Here is a 23,853-nt window from a genome sequence, read left to right as displayed (position 1 = left end):
CTGATAGTTATCAAACAGTTACCATAGATGAATGCCGACCGCGCGGTCGCCTATCGGAGGTAGGCCGGGGGGACGTGGTCGACAAGCCAGACGCCGTTGGCGCTCAGCCGGAACTGATGCCCGGCCGCGTGCATCGCCGCCGCGTCCACGACGAGGACGACCGGCCTGCCCCTGCGCGCGCCGACGCGGGTGGCGGTCTCCCGGTCCGGCGACAGGTGGACGTGGTGACGATCCATCGGGCGCAGGCCCTCCTCGCGGATCGCCTCCACGTTCCGGGCGACCGTGCCGTGATAGAGGATCGAGGGCGGCTCGGCCACCGGGAGGTCGAGGTCGACGGCCACCGAGTGGCCCTGACTGGCGCGGATGCGCTCGCCGTCGATCACGTACCGCCGCTTGTCGTTGTCGGCGACCACCTGCTCCAGTTCGGCACGCGAGATCGGGAACCCGTGCGCGGCCGCCGCCGTCAGCAGCGTGTCGACGGCGACCCAGCCGTGCGCGTCCAGTTCGATGCCGATGCGCTCGGGTTCGTGGCGCAGATGCTTGGCCAGGTACTTCGAGACCCGCACCAGCCTGCGTTCGTCCATCAGCGTCTCCCGGTGTTCTCGATGAGCCCGCCGAACGCCGCGGGGACCGGCCGGACGGTCCGGTGAGGAGGGCTCGGAGGCTGGATGTGCCAGCAGGCCCTTAGGGGCCCACCTGGAATCGAACCAGGAGGAGAAGGAAGCCCCCGAATGGCCTCACCGGGCCGGAGCGCGAGGAAAGCGGGAGGACTAGACAGGCGCCCTTGCGGGCAAACCGGTTCCCAAAGAGGTAGAAGGAAGCCCTCCCATGGCCTCGCGATCTTCACGATATCAGGCGGGGATCAGTTCGTGCAGGGTCGCGGGCGTGTGGACGCGCGCCCCCTCCGGCAGGTCGGCGGGTGCATCGAGCCCGATGTACGTGACGTGCCCGCCCTCGGACGGCTTGGCCCGTAGCAAGCCGACCAGATAGCCGACCCGCAGGTAGTCCCGCTCCACGATCGAGCGTACGAGTCGCGACGTGGTGACCCGGTTGCCCTCCACCTGGTTGAACGCCGGATGGCCGGACAGGTGGAGATGCAGCCACTTCACCCGCCAGGCGCCGTCGTCCCCGCGCAGGAACACCAGTGGGAGCGCGACGCGGCCGGACCCGCGCAGGTCGGACTTCATCCGTACGGTGCGCGGCTCGAACGGCCTGCCCTCCTGCGCGGCGTCCCTGGTCATGAAGCCGAAGAACGCCTCGGCGGCCTCGTCGAACCGCTCCCCCGCGTAGATGTGAACCTGGGGGATGACGATCGGCTGGGTCGCGTGCGGAAGTCGTATGTCGATGAACTCCGACGCGCCCTCGGGGGCCTCGGTGAGGTCGCCCGAGTAGGTCGCGAAGTCGTTGCCGTAGGACGTCCACGAGATGTGCGTCGGGTTGTCATAGGTGGCGTCGAGCATGAGCGCGGACAGGTCGTAGTCGGTGCTCCGCCCCGCCTGGCGCCAGTACACGAAGAAGCGGAGCAGCTCACCGTCCACGAACGACAGCGAGCCGCGGGGCAGCACCCCGAGCCCGGGCGCGGCGCTCTTGCCCGACAGGGGCAGCGCCACGTCGAGCACGGCGGGATCGACGATCAGTTCGCCCGGGTCGGGGAGACGGCGAGTGATTTCCTCGTCGAGCAGAGCCAGGGTCCGGTGAAGCGCGTCCTCGTCGAGCGGTGAGCGGGTGTCGGCGGCCGCCCACGCTCTGCCGTGCCGGTTGGTGAAGATCCGGTCCACGGGGGCGAGCCGGTTCTGCAGGTGCTCGCGCAGGGAGAGCAGCACGCGGCCGGAGGCGTGCGCGGCGGCCCGCTCCGCCGCCTCCAGCACGGCCGGGCCGCCACCCGTACGCAGCAGGTGGTCGAGGCGGCGCAGCAACGCGCCCGGCGTGTGCTCCAGCAGGGCGACGGCGTCGCCGGTGCGGCCCTCGGCCAGCGCGGCCTCGACCCGGCCGCCGAAGCTCGCCGCCTTGCGCGCACCCCTGGCCACCTCGAAGACCTGGGCCGCGCTGGAGAACTGCGGGTACTCGTGGGGGTGCAGCCGCTCGCCGAGCCGCTTCCACTGCTCCCGGTGGCGGAGCACGTCGCCGTGCTTGGCGGCCGGGACGGCATCGAGGGCGGCCAGCAGGATCCGGCGTTCGGCGCGGCGGAAGGAGCGCAGGCGGGCAGGGGTGGACAGGGTGACGTCGCCGCCGGAGCAGAGCGCGGCCACCCTGAGCACGTCCGTCACGGTGTCGACGAGCAGCGGCTGCCCGGCGGCCAGCCGCACCTCGTTGAGGACGGCCCGGTTCTCGCGTACGGGTACGCGCTCGGGCCGGTCGCCGGCGCAGAAGGCGGCGAGCGCGCGCAGAGCCGTGAGGTCCTCGGCGGCGAGCGGGACCTCGGAGCCGGCGAGCGAGAAGTAAAGCTTACGCGCTTCGTCCCGGAGGCTCCCGCCCAGCTCCAGCACGGTCACCCGGTCCTTGGCCAGGGGGATCAGCTCGTCGTGCGCGGCCAGCAGGTCGGCGTAGGTGTGCTGGTAGCGGCCGTACCGCGGCAGATCGAGCAGGTTGAGGGTGCCCGGCTGGAGCCGGGCGGCGGCGACCGGGTCGAGCATGGCCTCGCGCAGCAGCCCCGCCCAGAAGTCCAGCGTGTCCGGGACGTTCCTCGGGAAGTCGACGAAGTAGGCGTTGTGCTCGACGTGGTCACCGACGAGACGGCGGACGGCGGCCAGGACCCGCAGCCCGAGGTCGATCACCTGTTCCCCGGGCAGCCGGGCCAGGCGGTCGAGCAGCGCCGCCGAGCACGTGAAACCGACGCTGAGCAGTGCCGCGTCGAGCTGCCGGGCGGCCACCTCACCCCAACCGGGCGTGCCGTCCCCCTCCACGTCGACGGGAACACGCAGGCGCCGGGTAATGACGAGATCTTCCACGCAGGCACGATATATGGCCACTACAGGCATATCGCCACTCGAATTCCACCTTGCGTCGACGGTGCCGGCCGTTTTCCGTCCGCCGGCGAGGAGGTCCGGCGCCCCCGCGAGACGGCCTGACGCGCGTCGATTCGATACGGTGCCGAGCGTGACCGCGTACCTGTTGATTCTCGGGGAGCGGGAGGCCGTCGCGTGGGTGCTGCGTGAGTCGCGGATGGCCTTCCCGCCGACCAGGCGCAGTGAGGTGAACCGCCTCACCGCAGGAGACGACCTCTTCGTCCTGACCACCCGTGGCTGCTGGCACAACCCGGCCCGCGACCGGACGAGGATCATCGACACGGCCAGGGTCACCTCCGAGGTGACCGCTTATGAGGAGCCGGTCACGATCGCGGGCCGGGAGTTCACCCGGGGGTGCGGGATCGCCCTCCGGTCGCTCGCGCCGTACCTCACGGGCGTGGAACTGGCGCCCCTCGTCCCGCGGCTGGAGGCCTTCCCCGACGCCAGGTCCTGGTCCATCCGCCTCCGCAGGCCCCTGCTTGAGCTCGGCGCGCCGGACGCCGCGCTGCTCGCACACGCGCTCGACGGCGTCACCCGCGAACCCGCCTCGGTCATCCCCGATTACCTCTCCTTGATCCGGCCCGTACGCCAGGCGCCCGTCCTCGACTGAGAGCACGCCCGCGCGCCCTGGCAGGATTGATCACGTACGTGCACAATGACCTTCGTGAAGGCGTACGTCGGGGTGACCGACGCGGGCTGGTACCGCTTCCTGGCCGGACGTCCGGACCTTGGTGAGGTCAACTTCTGGCGGCCTTCCGGCGGCCGGGAGTTCCGGGCGATCGACCATGGCGAACCGTTCTTCTTCAAGACCCATCACCCGCACAACCGTGTGGTCGGCGGCGGCTTCTTCAGCGGTTTCGCTCCTCTGCGCGTCTCAGAGGCATGGGAGTTCTTCGGCGAGGGCAACGGCGCGCCGAGCCTGACGGAACTACGCCGGCAGGTGGGCGGCTACCGCAGCCGGGGGATGGCACCCGGCGAGGACCCGGTCATCGGCTGCGTCATCATCCGCGACGTCTTCTTCTATCCCGATGAGCGTGTCGCAGGCCCGCCGCCGGACTTCGCATCCAACATCGTGCAGGGCAAGAGCTACGACCTCGCCACCCATCCGGCCGCCGGCTATTTCCACGACCTGCTGCACCGCGCCGGTATCCGCGGAGACGCGGACCTGTCCGAGCCGTGGCACCGTGACGGGCCCGTATTCGGCGACCCGCGGCTCGCTCCGCGCAGGCTCGGCCAGCGGGCGTTCCAAGCGGTGGTCCTGCACGCGTACGAACGACGCTGCGCGATCACCGGCGACCGGATCAGGCCGGTCCTGCAGGCGGCGCACATCCGTCCCGTCACCGTCGGCGGCGAGCATCGGCTGGACAACGGGCTCCTGCTCCGGTCGGACGTCCACACGTTGTTCGACCGCGGCTATCTGGCGGTCGATCCCAGGCACAGACTGCTGGTCAGCCCTCGGCTGCGCGAGGAGTTCGGCAACGGCGAGGAGTTCTACCGCCGGGCCGGACTGGAGATCAACGTCCCGGACCGGCCGCGGGACCGGCCGGATCGGGAGGCTTTGGAATGGCATCTCGACGAGGTCTTCCTCGGAGCATGAGGCACCTGCCGCCTGCCGCCGGGTCAGCGTGGCGTCCAGGTCGGCGCGGGCGCCGGGCGGAAGAGGAAAAGCTGGTCGTGCCGTCCCGTGCAGGCCTTCTGGGCGATCTCCGCCCCCGCCCGCATGTCGGGCTCGCCGTACAGCGCGCCGACGCACAGGCCGCTGTGCACGGGGTGGACGACGAATCCCGATCCGGCGGGCTTCAGCAGGAACTGCTGATGCGGCGCTCCCGTGCACTCCGCGGGCGCGATCAGCGCGCCGGGGGTCTTCAGCGCCTCGTCCACGGTCAGGCATCCGACGCCCTCCACGGGATGATGCCACTCGATCTGCCGTGCGCCGTCACCGACCGCATGCAGGTAGGTGTCCGGAACAAGGCCCGCGCAGGGACGCTGCACGGCCAGTGGGCGATCCGTCTTTCCGCTGCGCTCGCGTCCCTCCCCGATGCACAGGCCGCCCTCCGCGACGTGCGCGGGAACCATGTGATACCACCCGTCGGACGGCACGCGGTCGTTGAGGGAGGTCGCGGCGGCGCGGAACGGTGAGGGCCCCGGGGTCCCGCCACCGGGCTGGGGGCCGTAGAGCGACGGCAGGACCGAGACCACCGCGAAGAGCACCAGGAGGACGCCCGCTCCCACTCCCACCAGGGCCGGCCACTGCGGCCCTCGTCGCGCCGCGCGCAGGGGTGGGCTGTCCGGAGCGCTTTGGTCCGGTGCGCTTCGGGCCAGAGCGTCGCGGTCCGGTGTGTCTTGGTCCGGGCCGTCGCGGTCTGGCGCCTCCCGGTCCCCGGGTCCGGCCCGAGCGCGGGATTCCGGCCGTGCCGGGCCCTCTGGCGGACGAACCCGGTCGGCGGGGTCGCCGGGCGCGACGGACGGGAGCGGCGGCATCTCGGCGGCCAGGCGCTTCCTCGCCGCCACCCATCGAACCGACTCCGCCTCGCCGAGCCCGCACGCCCGTACGAACGCGGCCACGAACTCCTCTCGCGGGAGGGTCGCCCGCCCCAGGGCGCCGGCGATGGTGCTGGCGGGCAGCGCGTCGCCGTTCGCCTTCGCGGCGGCCGTGAGCTGCCGGAAGGTCCGGCCGGACCACTGGCGCAGACTGCCCAGGGCGGCGACGAACTCGGCGGTCGTGGTGAGCCCGTCGGGCTGCGGCGGCGCGTCGAACGGACCTGCCACGACGATTCCCCCAAGCCCCGGTCCAGCGTCGATCCGGGCGAAACACTAACAAAAATCAGTGGTTCGAGACGGCCTGTCGAGTCAACGGCCTCCGTGCGGCGAGCCCGCTCACGAGCGTCCGGAAGGGATCTTCGGATGGACGTCCAGCACGGCCCGGTCGGCGGCGGCCCGGCCGGAGATCCAGCCCTCGCGGTTGCTGACCGAGCCCGTCCTGACCATGCTGAGCCCGGGGAACATCTTCTCCATCGCCGCGTCGACCTCCTCATCCCTGGCCGCCAGCACCGGCAGCAGATCTCTGCCGGTCTCGGCCGTCGCCTGCCGGACCGCCTCCCCCGCCGCCTCGCGCAGCCGCTCCCCGATCCGGTAGGCGTAGGCGGCGAGGAACGACTGCCGGAACGACCGCGTGCGGGACCGGCCGGCGCCGTCCCGGCGTGCGCCGGCCTGCCGCATCGCGGAGGTGGCCTGCACCAGCAGGGAGGTGAACAGCACCTCCACCGCCGTCAGTTCGGCCGGGAACCCCAGCACGGTGGCGAACCCGAGGTGGCGGCTCCAGATCGACCGGCAGTGGTTGGCCGAGGCGATGACGTCCAGCAGCACCGCCTTGGGCCCCTCGTAGGGCGCGTCGATCCCCAGGCGCCGCCCCTGCGGTTCGTCGCCGGTACGGTTCGCCTCCCCGGCGGCCAGCAGCGCGGCGTCGATGCTGTAGCGGGCCATCAGCGACTGGGCGGCGGCGGTGAACGTCTCGGCCTCGGCCTCGAACTCCGTCGACTCGGCCTTGGCCAGCAGCGCCCGCACCCGCGTCAGCATCCGCTCGTCCACCCGCCCGGCCGCCCGGGCCGTACGGCGGGCCGAACCGGGCGGCGGGCACAGCCGTTCCAGCGGCTGCAGCCTCACGAGCAGGATGATCACTTCCAGCGCCCGGGCGACCATCGCGGCCCGGTCGCCGTCCTCGCGCAGGTACTCCTCGTCTCTCCCCCACCAGACGGTGGCGTCCAGGGCGGTCAGCTGGTCCTGCCAGCGCTCGTCCACGGTCGCCGGGGCGTAGGCCCGCATCTCGGCCGCGACGGCGTCGGTGACCAGGCACACGTGCCGCGCCCCGAACCGCCGCCCCACGAGCCGGACCACGTCGGCCGGCATCCACCCGTTCCGCCAGGCCCGTGCCAGGTGATCGCCGAGCATGCCCAGCAACGCGCGGTCGACGACGGGCCGCAGGCCGGGGTCGCCGGTCAGCGTCTCCACGAGTCGCGGAAACTGCGGCGCGTCCGCGTGCAGTCGCGCGTCCACCGCGGCCGACAGCAGCTCGGCCACCATCTCCTCCGGCGGCGGCTCCGCCCGCCCCCTTGGGAAGGCCCGCGCCCCGCCGGGCGGCCCCTGCCACCGGCTCCCGCGCTCGTTCTCCCCGGCCCCGCGCCGCTCCCGGTCCGCCCTGCCCATGTGTCCTCCTGCCTCGGCCTTCCCCCCGCCGGGGGCTCACGGAGTTCACGATTCTGACAGCCACCCGGCCGCTCCGAAGACGTTGTCCACAGGCGGGCCGCCGGTGGATCGCGCGGGCCGGCCAGGCCGCGCCTCCCGGCCGTCACCCAGCGGGCGAGCAGCGGCTAGCCCCACGTTTGTGGGGTTTCTCACCCCCTTCTCACCTGCGCATACTCGATTCACACCGCATTCCCCCGTCAGACAGAGAGGTGAAGGCATGGCCTTCGATCCGAGGGAAGCTCTGCGTGAAGCGGGCGTCCTCAACAGCCCCCTGGCAGCCGAAGTCGAGGCGGCGTTCGCCACCTTGACCAGGGAGGAAGTCGACCTGCTCATCTCGCTCAAGGACAAGCTCCCCAACTCGCTGCCCGGTGTGCTGGCGCACGCCGGCGCGGGTGGCGAGTGGTCCCGCCCCGAGGTGGAGGCCCACACCGTGCCGGTCGAGGCCAAGTGCCTGTGCGGAGCCTGGTCGGGCTCCGGATCCGGCGCGGCGGAGTAGTCCGGGCAGTTCGCGGGTGCGGCTCCGGCCGCGCGTCGCCCACAGACGTCTGGGGCCGCACCTGCGGCTGGGAGCGTAAGGGGAATGATGTCTGGGAAGCTCGCCCGGAACCGCTCGTTGATCGAAGTGCCGGCTGACCTGACCTACTTCGTGCACGACGATGAGTATCTGGTCGTCAACCCGCAGGTGGGTGGCCGGTGTGTCCTCGACGCGCGCGAGTTCGCCGTCCTGGAGGCCCTGGCCCGTCCCGGGGCGGGCGGGGAGCAGGCCCGCCTCGACGAGACGGCGACCGGCGAGTCCGACGAGACCGATCGGACGCTCGCCAAGCTCATCCTGAACTACATCGTCTACTACAACGGGAACCGCCCGGCGCTCTCCTTCAAGGAGCCGTCGCTCCGCCAGGTGTATTACGCGATCACCGACGGCTGCAACCTGCGCTGCCCGTACTGCTACGCCTCCTCGGAGAAGTGCCTCCCCGGTGAGCTCACCACCGCCGAGTCGCTCGACCTGGTCTCCCAGGTCGCCGCGTTCGGCGCGAGTACCATGATCTTCACCGGCGGCGAGCCGATGCTCCGCAAGGACCTGTTCCAGATCGTGGAACACGCCAACGAGAGCGGGCTGACGTCGAACATCATCACCAACGCCACGATGATCAGAAAGCCGGCGCAGGCCAAACGGTTCGCCGAGCTGTTCGGCATGGTCACGGTGAGCGTCGACGGCGGCACGGCCGAGACCCACGACCGCACCCGCGGCGCCGGCTCCTTCGCCCGGACCTACCGCGCCCTCCAGCTGCTCAACGAGGCCGGCGTGGTGCCCCGGATCAACCACATCGTCACCTCGGACAACGTCGACGAGCTGGAGGACTTCGCGAAGTTCGCCGACGGGATCGAGGTCCACAGCATCCGGTTGATGTACCACAACGACCTGGGCCGGGGCGAGAGCGACGAGTACGACTTCGGCTGGGACGACCACATGCGGATCCAGCGGCTCACCTGGACGTCTCCGGCCGCCGGCAAGCTGCTGCCGGACGGCCCGCGGCCGGTCACGCCGTGCTCGGTGAAGGCCAACTGCGGGATGGGCGGCAACGAGATCTACATCAACTCGCTGGGTGATGTGTACCCGTGCAAGCTGGTCACCGGGCGGGCGCACCACGCGGGCAACGTACGGCTGCAGTCGCTGGCGGAGATCTTCGGCGGGCCGCTCCTGCGCGGGATGCGCACCAGCACCGTGCTCGGCGGCGACTATCACGCCGACTGCGCCAAGTGCTACATCAAGGCGTCCTGCGGCGGCGGGTGCCGGGCCTCGCACATGTCCGAGTCCAAGGACCTGCGGCGCAACAGCCGCCACCAGTGCCGGATCCTGCGGCACGGCGTCGCCACGCAGCTGTGGCTCGAAGCCGGTGTCGACCGGTCGGAGCTCGCCACCAAGGACCGCGAGATGACGACGCCCCGCCTGGTCGTCAACGGCGACGTCCACCCCGTCTTCGACGACTGGAAGACCTATGTCCGCCCCTCGCCCTCCATCAAGGTCGGCGAGTTGCTTCCCATCACGCCGGTATAGAGGAGGTCAGTGTGTCGCTCCGGATCAGCGAAGCCGTGATCTGGCAGGAGACCGGGGAGGGCGTCTCGCTCTACCACACCGAGACGGGCGACTTCCACAGCCTGAACGACACGGGCTCGAGGATATGGAAGCTCGTGGCGAGCGACGGCGAACGTGAGCCGGTCATGTTCAAGCTGTCCCGCGAGTTCGCCGGCAGCAACTCCGCGATGAGCAAACAGATCGTGGCGGACGTACGCGACTTCATCGGCACGATGATCGAGCAGGGCCTGATCGAGGAGGTCCCGTCCGAGAAGGCCGAGAAGGCCCTCACGTGACCGCTCCGGACGCGACCGCTCCGAACGCGACCGCTCCGGACGCGACCGGCCCGAACGCGATCGCCCCGCTTGCGGCCGGCCCGAACGCGACCGTACGGGAGCCGGCCGGAGGAGCGCGCGTCCGAACCGGCGTCGTCGTGCCGCGTCCGCCGGCCTTCCGCCGATGAGCAGGGCGGTCGTCCTCGGTGGGGGCTTCGCGGGGGTGCTCGCCGCCGCCGTGCTCGCGCGCCACGCGGACGAGGTCGTGGTGGTGGAGGGCGATCACTACCCGTCCGGCCCCCGCCCGCGCCGGGGACTGCCCCAGGCGCACCACAGCCATGTGCTCGTGGCCGGCGGCGCGAGGGCGCTGGAGGCGCTGCTGCCCGGCACGGTCGGCGCCCTCCTCACCCAGGGCGCGCATCTGCGCGGCCTCCCCGGCGACGCCCTGATCCTCACCGCGGACGGCTGGTTCCGCCGGATGCGCACCGACGCCCACCTGATCTCCTGCACCCGCGGGCTGCTGGACGAGGTGGTGCGGCGCCGGGCACTCGGCGGCGGCACCGTCACGGTGTGGGAGGACACGCGGGCGCTCGGTCTCCTCGGGGACGCGGCCCGGGTCGGCGGGGTGTCGGTCAGCAGGCGGGGCGCCCCTCCCGAGGCCGTACGCGCGGACCTCGTCGTCGACGCCACGGGACGCAGATCGGCGTCACCGCGGTGGCTCGCCGAGATCGGCGCCGCGGACGTCGAGGAGTCGGCGGTCGCCACCGGCCTCGCCTACGCCACACGGCTCTACGAGGCGCCCGCCGACCTCGCCGAGGCGATCCCGGCGATCATGCTGCATCCCGGGCCCGACCCGGGACGGCCGGCCCGGGGAGCGACGTTGTTCCCCGTCGAGGACGGCCGGTGGGTGGTCACGCTGACCGGCACCCGGGGCGGTGAGCCGCCGACCGACGAGCAGGGCTTCGCAGCCTTCGCCCGCGCGCTGCGCGACCCCCTCGTGGCCGACCTCATGGCGGAGGCCACTCCCCTCGGCCTCATCCGGCCGTACCGGGACACCGTCAACCGGAGGCGGTTCTTCGAGCGCGCGCGGCTGCCCGCCGGCTTCGCCGTGATCGGCGACGCGGCCGTCGCGGTCAATCCGATCCATTCGCACGGCATGTCGGTCGCCGCGCGCTGCGCGCTCCGGCTCGACGAGGAGCTGACCCGGCACGGCGGGATCGGACCGGCGCTGTTCCCCGGGCTGCAGTCGGCGCTCGCGGCGGAGGCCGAGCAGTCCTGGCGCATGGCGGTCGAGGCGGACGGCGAACGGGCCGGCGCGGGCACAGGAGAGCGGGCTGAAGGTACCGGCGCCGGCGCAGATGCCAGGGCAGGCACCGTTGACACAGCCGTCGGCAGAGCCGGTGCAGGTGCCGCTGACAGGGCCGGTGCGAGTGCCGTTCACAGGGCCGGTGCAGGTGCCGTGGAAAGGGCTGACGCGGGGGCCGGACGCGACGGTGCGCCGCGACGCGAGCCGAACGCCTTCGAACGCGAGATCCGCACCCGCCTCGCGCAGGCGAAGCTGAGCAACCCGCGGATCGCCGCCGGGCTCTTCGCCGCCCAGACGTTGCTCTCCGACGACACCGCGACGGACAGGTCGGAGATCGCGCGGGTGCTGACCGGGCGGCCGGAGCCCCTCCTTACCAGTGAGGAGGCCATCGGGCAGTATCCCGGCCTGGCCGCGTGGCTGCGCTCGCGCCTCGCCACCGCCACCGCCACCGCCACCGCCACCGCCACCCGCTGAAAGCTCCGCCACCCGTCGGAAGCCCCGCCCCCGAACCCGCGCCGCCTCCAAACTCCGCGCCGCCCTTCGGAGTCACCCGGCCTCCGGAGACCGTCGAGCCCTGCCGGGGGTCACCGTGGCCCGCAGGGCCGCCGTGACGCGTCGCCGTGTCGCCGTGGCGTGTCGCGTTCCCGAGACCGCCTTGAGCGCTAACGGCGTCGGGATCCCCGGATGAACTGGTCGACGGCGGTCTCCACGATGCCGTCGAGCAGTTCCGGCGCCACCAGGCCGCCGTTGACCAGCGTGGCGATGCCCTGCAACGTCGCGAACAGCACGATCCCCGCGCGCTGCGGGTCGCCGGGCTCCAGCACGCCCTGTGCCTGCCCCTGCTCGATCAGGCCGTGCATCAGCCCGAACGGCTCGGCGGCGGCCGCGACGAGCCGGTCGGCGCCCTCGCGGTGCTTGCGGGTGAACATCAGCTCCAGCAGCGCGCTGTCCTCGGTCGCGAACCGCAGGTAGGCCACCGCCGTGGCGTGCAGGCGCGGCCCGAACTCCTCCCCCGCCTCGGCGAGCGCGGCGCGCAGCTCCTGGTCGAGCCGGGCGAACCCGGACTCGGCGAGCGCGTCCAGCAGCGCCTGACGGTCCGGAAAGTGCCGGCGGGGCGCGGCGTGGCTGACGCCCGCCTCACGGGCCAGATCACGCAGCGAGAGCCGCTCCGCTCCATCCCGGCGCAGGCTGCGCTCGGCGGCGGCGAGCAGCGTCGCGCGAAGGTTTCCATGGTGGTACGCGGGCACGGACGTCATCGTAGCTTGAGATGTTGTCGTTGACATCTTTGTTGCCACTGCCTACTTTGTTTTCCATGACAACATTCACCGCCGAGCGGATCCCCGCCATGACCGGTCGCACTGTCGTGGTCACCGGCGCGAACAGCGGCATCGGCAGGGCCGCCGCCCAGGCGCTCGCCGCCAGGGGCGCCCGCGTCGTGCTCGCCGTCCGCGACCCCGCCAAGGGCCACGCCGCCGCCGGGACCATGACCGGCGACGTCGCCGTACGGCGGCTCGACCTCGCCGACCTCGCCTCGGTCCGCGCGTTCGCCGACGGCTTCACCGAGCCGATCGACGTGCTGATCAACAACGCGGGCCTGATGATCCCGCCGCTCGGGCGCACCGCCGACGGTTTCGAGCTGCAGTTCGGCACCAACCACCTCGGGCACTTCGCGCTCACGAACCTGCTGCTGCCGCGCGTCCGGGGGCGGGTGGTCACCGTCTCCTCCGGCGCGCACCGGGCGGGCCGGATCGACTTCGACGACCTCAACTGGGAGCGCAGGCCCTACCGGGCGCTCCCCGCGTACGCGCAGTCGAAACTGGCGAACCTGCTGTTCACCGCGGAGCTGCACCGCCGCCTCACCGAGGCCGGATCGCCGGTGCTCGCGACTGCCGCGCACCCCGGCCTGGCGGCCACGAACCTCCTCGGGCACCTCGACGACGGGCGGTCCCCGCTGCGGCGGCTCCGTACGGCCGTCATCAACGGCCTGGCACAGAGCGTTGAGGACGGAGCGTTGCCCACGCTCTACGCGGCGGTGGCGGACGTTCCGGGCGGCGGCTACGCCGGACCGGGCGGCCTGCTGGGGCGCGGCGCGCCGAAGCTCGTCGGCCGGTCGAGGGCCGCCCGGGACGGCGCGCTCGCCCGCCGCCTGTGGACGGTCTCCGAGGAGCTGACCGGCGTCACGTTCCCGCTGCCCGCGACCGGGCCGGCAGCGCGGCCCTGAACCCGGAGGCTCGGCCTAGCTCGACCAGAAAATCGACCGGGGAGCTCAGGCGGGCCGCGCGACGAGGATCCGGATCTCCGAGCCGCCGAGCGGCGGCGTCACCTCGGTCAGGTCGAACCCGGCCGCGGCGAGCAGGTCCCCGAACTCGGCCCTGCCACGTTCCCTGCCGCCGGTGTAGACGAGCATCGCGATGTCGCTCATGACGGCCCCGGCCGCCTCCGGCGTGCCGAGGGCGGACGGCATCACCGGCTCAAGCACGAGCAGGCGCCCGTCCGCCGCGATCGACCGGCGGCAGCTCCGCAGCAGGGTGACGCAGCGCCGGTCGTCCCAGTCGTGCAGCACGCCCTTGACCAGCATGACGTCACCCCCGGGCACGGCCTCGAAGAAGTCGCCGGTCTCGATGACGCACCGGTCCGACAGGCCCGCCCGCCGGAACTCCACGTCGGCGCCCGCGACCCCCTCGGCGGTGTCGAACAGGATTCCCTTGACGCCCGGGGTGGCCGCGAGCACCGCCGCCAGCAGCGTGCCGTTGCCGCCGCCGACGTCGACCACGGTCTGCGCGCCGGTGAAGTCGTACGCCTTGGGGAGCGCGGGCGCGATCCGTTCGGTGCCCTCCCGCATCGCCCTGTTGAACACCGCCGACAGGTCCGGGTGGCGGGCGAGGTGGTCGAACAGCGGCTCGCCGTGCGCGTGGTCCCACGCCGTCTCACCGGTCCGCACGCTGTGGGTCAGCGCGCCCCACGCCTGCCATGTCGCCGGGTCGCCGAGCAGCAGCAGGCTGGAGCGCATCGACCACGGGTGGTCGGCGCGGAGCGGCCGTCCCTGCGGCGTGAGGGTGAAGCATCCCGGCTCCCCCTCTTCCGCCACGCCCAGCACCACCAGCGCGCGGAGCAGCCGGTGCAGCGCGCCGGGGTCCGACCCGGTGCGCTCCGCGAGCCGCGCGACCGGTACGGCCTCCTCCGCGAGCAGGTCCGGCACGCCGAGCCGAACGGCCGCATAGAGAATCTGGGAGGTGGCGTAGCCGAAGGCCATCCGGGACAGGTTCGCCTGCCCCGCGAGGCCTCGCGGTCGGTCACTCATGGGCCGGCTCCTTCCGAAGGCTCTGACAGACAAGGGACAGGCGTCACGCGACGCCCGCCTCCAGGCGCAGCCGCAGTGGCAGGCGGCGTACGCCGTGCAGGAACAGGTCGGGCGTCCACTCCAGGCCGGCGGGGTCGACCGCGAGGGCGATGTCGGGGAATCGGCGCACCAGCGCCCCGATGGCGGCCACGGCCTGCAGGCGCGCCAGCGCCGCGCCGAGGCAGAAGTGCGCGCCGTGGCCGAAGCCCAGATGCCGGTTGGGGCTGCGGGCGATGTCGAAGACATCCGGCCGGGGGAACACCGCCGGGTCGCGGTTGGCCGCCAGCAGCACCGGCACGACCACGTCCCCGCGGGGGATGACGGTCCCGCCGATCTCCACGTCGGCGAGGACGTACAGCGGGCGGGAGTGCCCGACCGGGCCGTTGAACCGCAGCGCCTCCTCGACCATGGAGCCGATCAGCTCCGGGCGCGCCCGCAGCCGGTCCAGCTGGCGGGGGTGCCGCAGCAGCTCCAGCACGCCGTTCCCGATCAGGTTGACGGTCGTCTCGTCCCCGGCGAGCAGCAGCTGGAACACGCTGGAGACCAGCTCCGCGCGGCTGATCCCGCCCGTCCGCTCGGCCTCGGCGAGCCGGCTCAGCAGGTCGTCCCCCGGGTGCGCCCGCCGCTCGTCGATCCTCTCGTTGGCGTACGCGGCGAACTCCAGGCCGGCCCGGCGGATCCGGCCCGCGTCCCCGCTGCCCACGATCTCGTCGCTCCACCCGCGCAGCCGGGCGCGGTCCTCGGGGGGCAGGCCGAGCAGGTCGGCGACGACCAGGACCGGCAGCGGCAGCGCGAGCTCCCGGATCAGGTCGGCCTCGCCGCCCGCCGCCATGCCGTCCAGGAGCTCGCCCGCGACCCGGTGGACGCGCCGCTCCAGCGCGGCCACCGTACGGGCGCCGAAGGCCGGTGCCATCAGCCTGCGGATGCGGGTGTGGTCGGGCGGATCGAGGTGGAAGACGTTGCGCCGCAGCATGGCCAGCGGGTCGCGCATCTCGGCCCTGCGGTGCGGCGCGGCGAGCTCGGGCGGCAGCCGGTCGAGCTGACGGCCGACGTCCGGGTCGAGCAGCGCGCGCTGCACGTCGGCGTACCGGGTCAGGTACCACAGCACCCGGCCGCTCCCGGGGTTCACGTACCGGTAGACCGGCGCCTGCTCGCGCATCCGGTGGAACAGCGGATGGGGGTCCGGCCGGTGCCGCGCCGCCGCCGGATCGAACGGCTGCGCGGCCGGGCCGGACGGCTGCCCGGGTTCGGTCACGGTCACGACCCTCTCCTCACGCGGACTCACCGGCGTTCCGGGACACGGGCTGCCCCCGGCCCCCGCACCGGCGTCAGCGGTTTCCGGAGGCACGCGCGTTCTGGACGTCGAGGGCGAAGAACCGTCTGACGGCGTGTCCCAGCTCCTGCGGGCCGGTGAAGCCGCGCCGGGCCATCTCCACCTCGGCCGACGTCCCCTTCCCGTGCCAGTGGCGCAGGAAGAGCTTCGCGCAGATCTCCGGCGGCGGGACGGCGAGCCGGCCACGGGTCCGCTCCGCCACCTCGTCGGCGCGGGCGACGATCTCCGACCACTCCTGCCAGTGGCCCGACCGCCGGACCCGTTCCAGCACGACCGGCCGCCAGTCCTCCGACTGCCAGACCGGCCAGACCCGCACCATGACCAGCCGCAGCTGTTCTCCGACGGGGAGGGCGGCGCGCTCGGTCTCGGTGAGCCACGGCGCGAGCACGGGCGGCAGGGGCTCGGCCTCGGCGACCCCGAGCCGGGCGCGCACGTACGCCTCCAGGTCGAGGCCCCGGCCGGCGGCGAAGCCGGTCAGCAGGCCCGTCAGCGTCTCCTCGTGCAGGCGGGGATAGTCGTCGCCGAACAGCCGCCCCGCGGTCACGACGTCGAGGTCGGTCATCCACCGGCCCGGCGCGTACTCGCGCCTCGACCGCCACTTCAGCGCCTCGTAGTGGGTGATCCCGGTCAGCGCCGTGTCGGCCGCCCAGTCCTCGGCTTCCCCATCGGGTCTCTCGCCAGGCCCTCCGGCGCGGCGCTCGTCGGCCGCCCGCAGCGCGGCCAGCGCGTCCAGCCGTTTGACGTCCCACTCCCCCGTGCCGATCAGCTGCCGCAGCGTCTCCAGGCAGGCGCGGTCGTCGCCGTCCACCGCCGCGCCGAGTTCCTGCCAGGTGCGGTGCGCGAACGGCATCGCCTTGGCCGCGCGGACGATGCGCTCCCCGGCCTCCGCCGGGATCCGGCCCGTCCTCGCCCCCTCCCGGCAGCCGTACCGGAGGTTGACCAGCGCGACCGTCCCGGCCGGGTAGCCGAGGTCGGCGGGGCCGTGCAGCACCGCGACCTCGTCGTCGCCGTCGACCTCGCCCGTCGTGTACATGTCGAACACGGTCCCGGCGCCGGTCATGCCGTACGGGCTCAGCTCGGCCGCGCGCAGGGCGCCCATGCTGGCCGCGCCGACGACGTTCACGCCCTCGGCGATCAGCCAGAGGATCTCCTTGTGGCCCACCGCCAGCTTCTCGCGGTAGTAGCCGTCGATGATGACGGCGGTGTCGTCCGGGCTCCAGGTCTCGCTGAGCAGGTCGCCCCGGGCGACGGGCGGCCGCACCCGCGCGTGCGGCACGACGCCGCGGACCTCGTCGGGGGAGATCGTCGGACCCGCGTAGACGACCACGTTCGGCGAGCTCATCGACGACCCCCGCTCATCGGAACACCCTCGCTCATCAGAAGACCTCCGGGCACACGCGGCTCCCCGGCGCCAGCACCCTGACGACCGGCACGCCGAGGTCCTCCCGCGTCAGGTCGACGACGAGAGGCGCGTGGGAGAAGGCGACCGTGGCGCGCTTCACCACGTCGTCCAGGTCGTCGACCAGGCTCTCGTGCGCGTGCAGCGGCGTGATCGGCGCGCCGGGCTCCTGCGGCGGCTCCGGTCGTCGCGGCGCGCCCTGGCCGTCGTGGACGTTCGCGTGCAGGTCGTCGCGCGATCCCGCGATGTAGCCCAGCCTCGCCTGCGCGGCCTCGGTGACGGCGCGGCTGAGCGCGATCTCCGAGCTGAGGTGGCAGCCGAAGCCGAGGAACGGCGGCGGATAGTCGTCGCAGGTGATCCGGGCGAGGAAGCACGGCAGCCCGGTCGGCGAGGCCAGCGACCTGACCTCCATGCGGACGCGGGCCCGTTCCATCGTCACGCACAGGTCGTCGACGACCGGCGAGCCGAGCGAGCGCGGGTCGACCCGGGTTCCCGGGTCGCCGCCGGTCATGAAGGCGGTGACGGCGTCCCGCTCGATCACCTCGTACAACGCGTGCAGCACGCCCTCCGTCAGCGTGTTCCCGCTGGCCAGGCCGTTGGTCGAGGAGAAGAACACCGGCGGGTGCCAGCCGGTCCTGCGGACGAGGGTGAACTGCGCCAGTTCCATGGGGACGAGCGTCGGCGAGCCGTCCGCGAGCGATCTGGCGGCCACCCAGTCCACCGGCAGGCCGTCGTGCAGCAGGCTCGGCGCGCAGCGCGGAAGGGCGCCCACGTCGTAGCCCAGTTCCCCGGCCAGCTCACGGGCGGACGCGGTCGTGACCGGCCGCATGGGCTGCTCGGCGTGCCAGAGCTCGACGGACTCCATCATCGCGGACAGCTTCGCCAGGTCCGCCGTGACGCCCTTGCCCTGGGAGACGGCGAGGGTCCGCGCAGCAGGCCTGATCGCCTGGTACGTCGGGATGCCGAGGGTGTCGAGCCGGGTGATGTCCGCGACCCGGGTGACCCCGGCCCGGCGCGCGGCGCGGCCGGCCATCCCCAGGGTGGCGGCGGGGTCCCGGGCCCGGTCCGTCCCCGGCAGCCGGACCTTCGTCTCGTCGGAGAGGGAGAGGAGCCAAGAGTGGGAGGAGGTTTCTGTCCGCATCGTCCCCTTGCCCGGGTCGAGGTGAGGCGCCCTGTCAGGCCGGCCGTGTCAGGTGTCGGGTCGTCAGATGTTGCGTGCGCGGTTGATCAGGGCGCGGCCGCCCACGGTGTAGCCGACGACCGCCATGACCGCCAGCACGAGCAGGTCCACCCAGGCCTCGCCGACCCCGAAGACCGCGGCGTCCCGCATGCCGTTGATCGCGTACGTCAGCGGGTTGACCACGGAGATCCACTGCAGCACCGTCGGCATGCTCTCGGTGGTGTACATCGACGGGGCGCTGAAGACGAGGACGGGCATCGACACGTTCGACAGCACCATGAAGGCCTGGTAGTCCGTGATCGTGATCGCCGCCGCCAGGTAGAGCCCGTTGAGCGCCAGGGCCGACAGCGCGAGCGCCGACAGCAGCCCCACCCAGTTCTCCGGGCCGAACGGCAGGTCGAAGATGAGCGCCGCCACGCCGAGGCCCAGCAGGGTCTGTCCCAGCACCAGCGAGACGCCGGCGATCATCTTGCCGAGCAGGAAGCGCGACCTGCGCATGGGGTACGACCACAGCTGGGTCGCCACCCCGCTCATCTCCTCCTGGAACACGGCCATGGCGGACGTCGCCGCCGCGCTCACGACCGACATCGCGAGCGTCATGGGGAGCAGGAAGACCGCGAACCCGACGCTGACGCCCTTGTAGTCGACGACCCTGACGAGGTTGCTCAGCGAGGTGTTCACCAGCAGGAGGTAGACCAGCATCGGCGTCAGGCCGAGGATCAGGTAGACCCGGTTGCGGGCGAGCAGCGCGTACTCCCGGTAGAGCACCGCGAGCAGGTCCGTCGCCCTCTCCGTGGGGGCGGGGGGCGCGGCGTGGAAGTGCAGCCCGGCGGCCATCGTCAGCCCTCGTTCCCGGTCATCCGGAGGAAGACCTCCTCAAGCGAGTCCACGGCGGTCGACACCCCGGTGATCGCGACGGCGTGGTCCTGGCAGTAGCGGGACAGCTCCGGCAGCAGGTCGCGTGCCTTCGCGTCGTCGATGCGCACCTCGTTGTCCTCGGCCTTGGCCCTGAGCCCGGCCGACTCCGCCCAGGCGGCCACCAGGCCGCCCGACGCCGGGTCCTCGACGGTTACCAGCAGATGGGTGCTGCCGAACTCCTCCACGAGTTCGCGCGGCTTGGCGAAGCGCACCACCCGCCCGCGGTCGACGACCAGCACGCGCTGGCTATTGCGCTCCAGCTCGTCGATGTGGTGGCTGGTCCACAGCACCGTCACGCCGTGCTCCTCGCGCAGCCACGTCACGAACCGCTCGACCTGGCGCCGCCCCGCGACGTCCAGGCCCGCGGAGGGCTCGTCGAGGATGAGCAGCCGCGGGATGGTGAGCAGCGCCCGCACCAGTTGGAGCCGCTGCCGCTGACCACCCGACATCTGGAACACCAGGCGCTGCATCGAGCCGGTGACGCCGAGGAAGTCCGCCACCTCGAACGCCCACGGCCGTACGTCGCGCCACCGCAGCCCGCGGAACCGGGCGGCGATCCGCAGGTTGTCCAGCGCCGGCAGCATCATGTCGAACGGACCGCTCTGGTGCATCGCGCCGATGCCGCTCTTGGCGAGGACGGGCTGACGCACCGGATCGGCGTCGAAGACCCGGATCTCACCGGAGGTTGGAGTGGTGACGCCGCAGATCATCTTGATCAGGGTGGTCTTGCCGGCGCCGTTGGGGCCCAGGAGCCCGATGGTCTCCCCCTGGGCGATCTCGAAGGAGACGTCGTCCACGGCCGGTCTCTCGCTGCCCCGATATTGTTTGGTCAGCCCCACGGCCGTCACGACGTCTCTCAACACAGCCTGCCCTTCACTTCGCCCTCCCGCTGCCCAGCGATGTGAGTCGCCCTCCGATCGTCCCCCGGCCTGCTCGGAACGCGTCGCTGGTCGAGTATGAGCCGGGGACGAGCAGGTGACACAACCCCACAAACGTGGGCTACCGGCGTCGCCCGGAGGGCCATAACCACGGCCATGGCCCGGCCATACCGATCGTTAAGCGCGCCTTTCTAGGGTCGCCGCAGAGGGGGGCCTCACCAGGTCACACAATCGAGCGATCCGAACCGGGACTGCACATGGACCTTGTTTCCGACGGCCTGATCAATGATCGCGACCGATGGCTGATCGTCATGCTGGCCAGGGGCTACACGACGACGAAGATCGCCCACGAGATGCACCTCAGCCGGTACACCGTGGCGGAGCGGATCAGCAAGCTGCTCCTCCAGTTCGCCTGCAGCAACCGCAGCCAGCTCGTGGCCTACTTCTACGCGCACCGGCTCCTGCACGTCGGCATCTGGCCGCCCAGCGTCTCCGACGTCCTCGGGTAAGCCGGCCCTGTAGTTTCACGCGGGATCCACGCGGGGTCCACGCGCGGGCGGGAGCGGGCGGCCCGGCGTGGTCCCGGCCGCCTCTGAAACTTTCGCCCCGCGCGGCGGGCCGTGCCAGCTCACCGCCCGTTTCCACTGCCCCGGCGGCCTTCCGCCTTGTCTCCCGCCCGGGCCTTTGGCCAGCGTGAGGCCCTGGCCGCGACGGCGACTCCCGGTAATCCCCCGCCGTCAGGCCGCCAGGATCCCAGGGATTCGGAAGGAAACCCGTGCTCAGAAAAACGCTTCCCGCCACCCTCACGGTGGCGATGGCCCTGGCCGCCGGCGCGGCCGGGGCGGCTCCCGCCGCCCTCGCCGCCGCGACCGGCCCGGCGGTCACCGTGGACGTGACCGCCGGACGGCACGCCATCAGCCCGTACGTCTACGGCATGAACTTCGCCGACGAGACGCTGGCCAAGGAACTGCGCCTGCCCGTACGGCGCTGGGGCGGCAACGCGACCACGCGCTACAACTACCTGTACGACACCAGCAACCGGGCCTCCGACTGGTTCTTCGAGAACATCGCGGAGGACAACACCAACCCGTCCGCGCTCCCCGACGGCTCCAGCGTCGACACGTTCGTGGAGCAGGACCGGCGCACCGGCACCGACACGATCCTCACCATGCCGCTCATCGGCTGGGTGCCGAAGGGCCGCGACGCCTCCTGCGGCTTCTCCGTCGCCAAGTACGGCCCGCAGCAGCAGACCGACCAGTGGCGGCCCGACTGCGGCAACGGCGTGAAGCCGGACGGCACGAAGATCACCGGCAACGACCCCCACGACACGAGCGTGGAGGCCGGGGCGTCGTACGTGAAGGACTGGATCGCCCACCTCACCGGCAAGTACGGCACGGCGGCGAGCGGCGGGGTGAAGTTCTACAACCTCGACAACGAGCCCGACATCTGGCACGGCACGCACCGCGACGTCCACCCCGAGGGCGCGAGCTCGGTCGAGCTGCGTGACAAGGGGTACCTCATCGGCGCCGCGATCAAGGCCGCCGACCCCGGTGCCAAGACGCTCGGGCCGGTCGGCTGGGGCTGGTCCTCGTGGGACTACTCGGGCCTCGACCAGGAGATCTGCGGCCGGACCAACTGCTGGTCGAACCCGCCCGACAAGGCGGCCCGCGACGGCCTGCCCTTCACGACCTGGTATCTGCGGCAGATGAAGAAGTACGAGGACACGAACCACCTGCGCGTCCTCGACTACTTCGACGAGCACTTCTATCCCCAGGCCTCGGGTGTCGCGTTCGGGAGCGGCGGCGACCCTGCGACCGACGCGCTGCGGCTGCGCTCCACCCGGGCCCTGTGGGACCCGTCGTACACCGACGAGAGCTGGATCAACACCCAGGTCCGCCTGATCCCCCGGATGAAGGAGCTGGTCGCCGCGGAGTATCCGGGCACCAAGACCGCGATCACCGAGTACAACTGGGGCGCCCTCGACCACATCAACGGCGCGCTGGCGCAGGCCGACGTGCTCGGCATCTTCGGCCGCGAGGGCGTCGACCTGGCCAGCCTGTGGGGCCCGCCGACCGCCTCCCAGCCCGGCGCGTACGCCTTCCGGATGTACCTCAACTACGACGGCAAGGGCGGCCGCTTCGGCGAGACCGCCGTCAGCTCCGTCAGCGCCGACCAGGGCAAGCTCGCGGTGTACGCCGCCGAGCGCGCCTCCGACAAGGCCCTCACCCTCGTCGTGGTCAACAAGACCGGCGACGCCCTGACCAGCGACATCGCGCTCAAGGGCCGCACCGGCGCCGCGACCGCGCAGGTCTACCGGTACGGCGCGGCCGACACCTCGGCCATCAGGAGGGACGCCGACGTCCAGGTGGGCGCGAGCGGCTTCACCGGCACGTTCCCGGCGAACTCGATCAGCACGATCGTCGTCCCGGCGGGGACCGTGACGTCCCCCAGCCCGTCGCCGAGCGTCTCTCCGTCGCCCAGCGCGTCGCCCTCGCCGAGCGTCTCCCCGTCGCCCAGCGTGTCGCCCTCGCGCAGCCCCAGCCCCTCCCCCAGCCCCTCCCCCAGCGCCTCCCCGACGCGGTCGCCGTCGCCGTCGCCCAGCGGGACTCCGACGCCGCCCGGCTCCTGCTCGGTGACGTACACCATCACGAACCAGTGGCCCGGCGGGTTCCAGGCCGATGTCCGGATCGTCAACCGCGGCGCCTCCGCCGTGAAGGGCTGGCAGCTCGGCTGGACGTTCGGCAACGGGCAGACCGTCAACCAGCTGTGGGACGGCTCGTACACCCAGAGCGGCTCGAAGGTGACGGTGACCAACGCGAGCTACAACGCCTCGATCGCGGCGGGCGGTGGCAGCGTGAGCTTCGGCTTCATCGGCGGCTGGAACGGCTCCAACATCGCACCCAAGCAGTTCACCCTGAACGGCGCCTCCTGCGGCGCCTGACGTGAGACGCGGAGGGCGGCGCGGTCCCGCACCGCCCTCCCTCCGGCCCGTCCGGCCCGATTCCGTCCCGGGATACTCCGTCCGGGCGAGCTCGCCACGCGGCGTGAGCAGCCGTGGCAAGATCGCCACTATGGACGATGAGATCGGCTTCCTGGAGGGTCCGTTCGACAGCGACGAGGCCGCCGACGGGGTGGCGGTGATCGAGGAGAGCGACGACGTCGCGGCCGCGATGACCGGCCTGCTCGGCGAGTTCCTGCGGTTCGAGGAAGAGGATCTCGCCGACGCCGTCGACGCCGCCCTGGCGGTCGCCTGCCTGGTCGCCGCCCGGATGTCGGGGATCGCCCCCGACGAGCGGGCCCACCACTGGCTGGACCGCAACCCCTTCGATGTCACCGAGGACCTGCGCCGTCTGGCCGCCGCCGCCTTCGCCATCGCGACCCGCCCGGACGGGCCACTCGCTCACATGCACCCGGACTGGCAGGGCTACCTGGACCACGTCGAGCCGTACCGGAAGGCGCTGGCCGGGGAACCGCAGGAGATGCCCGCCCCGCCGGTTCCGGACCTCTCCAAGGGCTGGTTGTGGGCCACCTGGAGTCATCGGACCGGGAGTCTTCCGGCCCGCTCGCCGTACGCCGTGGCGGCCGGTCGGCTCGTCTCCGCGCTCAACGAGACGCCGGTCTGGACCGAGTGGTGGCGTCCGTCCGGCCTGCAGGAGTTGCTCGTCTTCGGCACGCTCGCGACGGGCCCGTACGCGGCACAGGTCTCCCGAGGCCGCCTCACCGCGGAGGCGTGGATCGACTTCGGGCACCCGCACCTGCTCCCCGACGAGGACGTCGAGCGGGAGGTCGCCGCCGATCTGCACCGTGCCCTGTCGGCCGCGGGCCGCTACCTCGGCCTCGCCTCCCTCCCGCCACTGCCCGCCTGACCTGGCCCCTTCCTTCCCGGCATGGGACGGTGGCGCG

At 72.4% G+C, this 23,853-nt stretch carries 22 protein-coding genes; 11 read left to right on the top strand and 11 right to left on the bottom strand.

Features of this window, described 5'->3' with window-relative positions; translation table 11 throughout:
• Positions 1-50 precede the first annotated feature (50 nt).
• Together Mam01_RS31495 and Mam01_RS31490 are read right to left on the bottom strand one after the other, a co-directional pair.
• Complete coding sequence (locus Mam01_RS31495) at positions 51-584, bottom strand: RNA 2'-phosphotransferase (RefSeq protein WP_204288827.1); 534 nt, start codon at positions 582-584, stop codon at positions 51-53.
• Positions 585-851: 267 nt separating this feature from the next.
• Positions 852-2,948: a TerD family protein gene (locus Mam01_RS31490; protein ID WP_239101761.1), complete on the bottom strand. Its 2,097-nt coding sequence runs from the start codon at positions 2,946-2,948 to the stop codon at positions 852-854.
• A gap of 148 nt (positions 2,949-3,096) precedes the next feature.
• Here Mam01_RS31490 and Mam01_RS31485 point away from each other — a divergent pair, with 148 nt between their 5' ends.
• Complete coding sequence (locus tag Mam01_RS31485) at positions 3,097-3,615, top strand: hypothetical protein (protein WP_239101760.1); 519 nt, start codon at positions 3,097-3,099, stop codon at positions 3,613-3,615.
• Positions 3,616-3,660: 45 nt separating this feature from the next.
• Entirely contained in the window at positions 3,661-4,602 is a 942-nt protein-coding gene (locus tag Mam01_RS31480) for an HNH endonuclease (RefSeq protein ID WP_204288824.1), read from the top strand.
• A gap of 23 nt (positions 4,603-4,625) precedes the next feature.
• On the opposite strand, the gene Mam01_RS31475 is transcribed toward Mam01_RS31480, so the two are convergent.
• Together Mam01_RS31475 and Mam01_RS31470 are read right to left on the bottom strand one after the other, a co-directional pair.
• Positions 4,626-5,774 (bottom strand): XRE family transcriptional regulator, encoded by a 1,149-nt coding sequence (locus Mam01_RS31475; protein ID WP_204288823.1) that lies wholly within the window; start codon positions 5,772-5,774, stop codon positions 4,626-4,628.
• 108 nt (positions 5,775-5,882) lie between these two features.
• On the bottom strand, positions 5,883-7,208 hold the full coding sequence (locus Mam01_RS31470; RefSeq protein ID WP_204288822.1) for a DUF2786 domain-containing protein: 1,326 nt from the start codon (positions 7,206-7,208) through the stop codon (positions 5,883-5,885).
• Between the two features lie 256 nt (positions 7,209-7,464).
• Between Mam01_RS31470 and Mam01_RS31465 the strand changes: the two genes are divergently transcribed.
• The 5 genes from Mam01_RS31465 to Mam01_RS37465 all read left to right on the top strand — a co-directional run bounded on the left by Mam01_RS31465 (position 7,465) and on the right by Mam01_RS37465 (position 11,376).
• Positions 7,465-7,743, top strand: a complete 279-nt coding sequence (locus tag Mam01_RS31465; RefSeq protein WP_204288821.1) for a StsA-related sactipeptide RiPP — start codon at positions 7,465-7,467, stop codon at positions 7,741-7,743.
• Positions 7,744-7,827: 84 nt separating this feature from the next.
• Entirely contained in the window at positions 7,828-9,303 is a 1,476-nt protein-coding gene (stsB, locus tag Mam01_RS31460; protein WP_204288820.1) for a StsB family radical SAM/SPASM domain sactipeptide maturase, read from the top strand.
• 11 nt (positions 9,304-9,314) lie between these two features.
• The gene (locus Mam01_RS31455) at positions 9,315-9,617 is read left to right on the top strand and encodes a PqqD family protein (protein ID WP_191910163.1); all 303 of its coding nucleotides are present in this window, start codon (positions 9,315-9,317) and stop codon (positions 9,615-9,617) included.
• Positions 9,614-9,784, top strand: coding sequence for a hypothetical protein (locus Mam01_RS31450; protein WP_204288819.1), 171 nt, complete (start codon positions 9,614-9,616; stop codon positions 9,782-9,784). The genes Mam01_RS31455 and Mam01_RS31450 overlap by 4 nt, the downstream gene beginning before the upstream one ends.
• Positions 9,781-11,376 carry an NAD(P)/FAD-dependent oxidoreductase gene (locus Mam01_RS37465; protein WP_275409116.1) on the top strand — a complete coding sequence of 532 codons (1,596 nt, stop codon included), beginning with the start codon at positions 9,781-9,783 and terminating at the stop codon, positions 11,374-11,376. Before Mam01_RS31450 ends, Mam01_RS37465 begins: the two co-directional genes overlap by 4 nt.
• 188 nt (positions 11,377-11,564) lie before the next feature.
• Here the strand turns inward: Mam01_RS37465 and Mam01_RS31440 are convergent, their stop codons facing one another.
• Positions 11,565-12,149, bottom strand: a complete 585-nt coding sequence (locus tag Mam01_RS31440; RefSeq protein ID WP_373868735.1) for a TetR/AcrR family transcriptional regulator — start codon at positions 12,147-12,149, stop codon at positions 11,565-11,567.
• Positions 12,150-12,214: 65 nt separating this feature from the next.
• Between Mam01_RS31440 and Mam01_RS31435 the strand changes: the two genes are divergently transcribed.
• Positions 12,215-13,123 carry an oxidoreductase gene (locus tag Mam01_RS31435; protein WP_204288817.1) on the top strand — a complete coding sequence of 303 codons (909 nt, stop codon included), beginning with the start codon at positions 12,215-12,217 and terminating at the stop codon, positions 13,121-13,123.
• Positions 13,124-13,168: 45 nt separating this feature from the next.
• Here Mam01_RS31435 and Mam01_RS31430 read toward each other — a convergent pair whose 3' ends face one another.
• From Mam01_RS31430 to Mam01_RS31405, 6 genes are all read right to left on the bottom strand, one after another.
• Positions 13,169-14,203: a methyltransferase gene (locus Mam01_RS31430; RefSeq protein WP_204288816.1), complete on the bottom strand. Its 1,035-nt coding sequence runs from the start codon at positions 14,201-14,203 to the stop codon at positions 13,169-13,171.
• Between the two features lie 43 nt (positions 14,204-14,246).
• Positions 14,247-15,503, bottom strand: a complete 1,257-nt coding sequence (locus Mam01_RS31425) for a cytochrome P450 family protein (RefSeq protein WP_204288815.1) — start codon at positions 15,501-15,503, stop codon at positions 14,247-14,249.
• Positions 15,504-15,570: 67 nt separating this feature from the next.
• The gene (locus tag Mam01_RS31420) at positions 15,571-16,917 is read right to left on the bottom strand and encodes a TfuA-like protein (RefSeq protein WP_204288814.1); all 1,347 of its coding nucleotides are present in this window, start codon (positions 16,915-16,917) and stop codon (positions 15,571-15,573) included.
• 34 nt (positions 16,918-16,951) lie between these two features.
• On the bottom strand, positions 16,952-18,115 hold the full coding sequence (locus tag Mam01_RS31415) for a YcaO-like family protein (RefSeq protein WP_204288813.1): 1,164 nt from the start codon (positions 18,113-18,115) through the stop codon (positions 16,952-16,954).
• Positions 18,116-18,178: 63 nt separating this feature from the next.
• Entirely contained in the window at positions 18,179-18,991 is an 813-nt protein-coding gene (locus Mam01_RS31410; RefSeq protein ID WP_204288812.1) for an ABC transporter permease, read from the bottom strand.
• A 2-nt stretch (positions 18,992-18,993) separates the two neighbouring features.
• Positions 18,994-19,935: an ABC transporter ATP-binding protein gene (locus Mam01_RS31405; RefSeq protein WP_204288811.1), complete on the bottom strand. Its 942-nt coding sequence runs from the start codon at positions 19,933-19,935 to the stop codon at positions 18,994-18,996.
• Between the two features lie 272 nt (positions 19,936-20,207).
• On the opposite strand from Mam01_RS31405, the gene Mam01_RS31400 reads away from it, so the two are divergent.
• From Mam01_RS31400 to Mam01_RS31390, 3 genes are all read left to right on the top strand, one after another.
• Positions 20,208-20,459: a LuxR C-terminal-related transcriptional regulator gene (locus Mam01_RS31400; RefSeq protein WP_204288810.1), complete on the top strand. Its 252-nt coding sequence runs from the start codon at positions 20,208-20,210 to the stop codon at positions 20,457-20,459.
• Positions 20,460-20,725: 266 nt separating this feature from the next.
• The gene (locus Mam01_RS31395; RefSeq protein ID WP_204288809.1) at positions 20,726-22,891 is read left to right on the top strand and encodes a glycoside hydrolase family 44 protein; all 2,166 of its coding nucleotides are present in this window, start codon (positions 20,726-20,728) and stop codon (positions 22,889-22,891) included.
• 130 nt (positions 22,892-23,021) lie between these two features.
• Complete coding sequence (locus Mam01_RS31390; RefSeq protein WP_204288808.1) at positions 23,022-23,816, top strand: DUF4259 domain-containing protein; 795 nt, start codon at positions 23,022-23,024, stop codon at positions 23,814-23,816.
• Positions 23,817-23,853 lie beyond the last annotated feature (37 nt).

Origin of the sequence: Microbispora amethystogenes (genome assembly GCF_016863015.1) — a bacterium.
Taxonomy (GTDB): Bacteria; Actinomycetota; Actinomycetes; order Streptosporangiales; family Streptosporangiaceae; genus Microbispora; species Microbispora amethystogenes.
Note: the sequence above shows the minus strand (reverse complement) of the source record. Positions and strands in the feature narration are given on the sequence as shown.

Bases quoted from the DNA above. Each gene is read 5' to 3' on its own strand.
- Mam01_RS31400 (WP_204288810.1), top strand. From the start codon at position 20,208: ATGGACCTTGTTTCCGACGGCCTGATCAATGATCGCGACCGATGGCTG.
- Mam01_RS37465 (WP_275409116.1), top strand. From the start codon at position 9,781: ATGAGCAGGGCGGTCGTCCTCGGTGGGGGCTTCGCGGGGGTGCTCGCC.
- Mam01_RS31390 (WP_204288808.1), top strand. From the start codon at position 23,022: ATGGACGATGAGATCGGCTTCCTGGAGGGTCCGTTCGACAGCGACGAG.
- stsB (WP_204288820.1), top strand. From the start codon at position 7,828: ATGATGTCTGGGAAGCTCGCCCGGAACCGCTCGTTGATCGAAGTGCCG.
- Mam01_RS31410 (WP_204288812.1), bottom strand. From the start codon at position 18,991: ATGGCCGCCGGGCTGCACTTCCACGCCGCGCCCCCCGCCCCCACGGAG.
- Mam01_RS31420 (WP_204288814.1), bottom strand. From the start codon at position 16,917: ATGAGCTCGCCGAACGTGGTCGTCTACGCGGGTCCGACGATCTCCCCC.
- Mam01_RS31480 (WP_204288824.1), top strand. From the start codon at position 3,661: ATGACCTTCGTGAAGGCGTACGTCGGGGTGACCGACGCGGGCTGGTAC.
- Mam01_RS31470 (WP_204288822.1), bottom strand. From the start codon at position 7,208: ATGGGCAGGGCGGACCGGGAGCGGCGCGGGGCCGGGGAGAACGAGCGC.
- Mam01_RS31465 (WP_204288821.1), top strand. From the start codon at position 7,465: ATGGCCTTCGATCCGAGGGAAGCTCTGCGTGAAGCGGGCGTCCTCAAC.
- Mam01_RS31430 (WP_204288816.1), bottom strand. From the start codon at position 14,203: ATGAGTGACCGACCGCGAGGCCTCGCGGGGCAGGCGAACCTGTCCCGG.
- Mam01_RS31495 (WP_204288827.1), bottom strand. From the start codon at position 584: ATGGACGAACGCAGGCTGGTGCGGGTCTCGAAGTACCTGGCCAAGCAT.
- Mam01_RS31415 (WP_204288813.1), bottom strand. From the start codon at position 18,115: ATGCGGACAGAAACCTCCTCCCACTCTTGGCTCCTCTCCCTCTCCGAC.
- Mam01_RS31435 (WP_204288817.1), top strand. From the start codon at position 12,215: ATGACAACATTCACCGCCGAGCGGATCCCCGCCATGACCGGTCGCACT.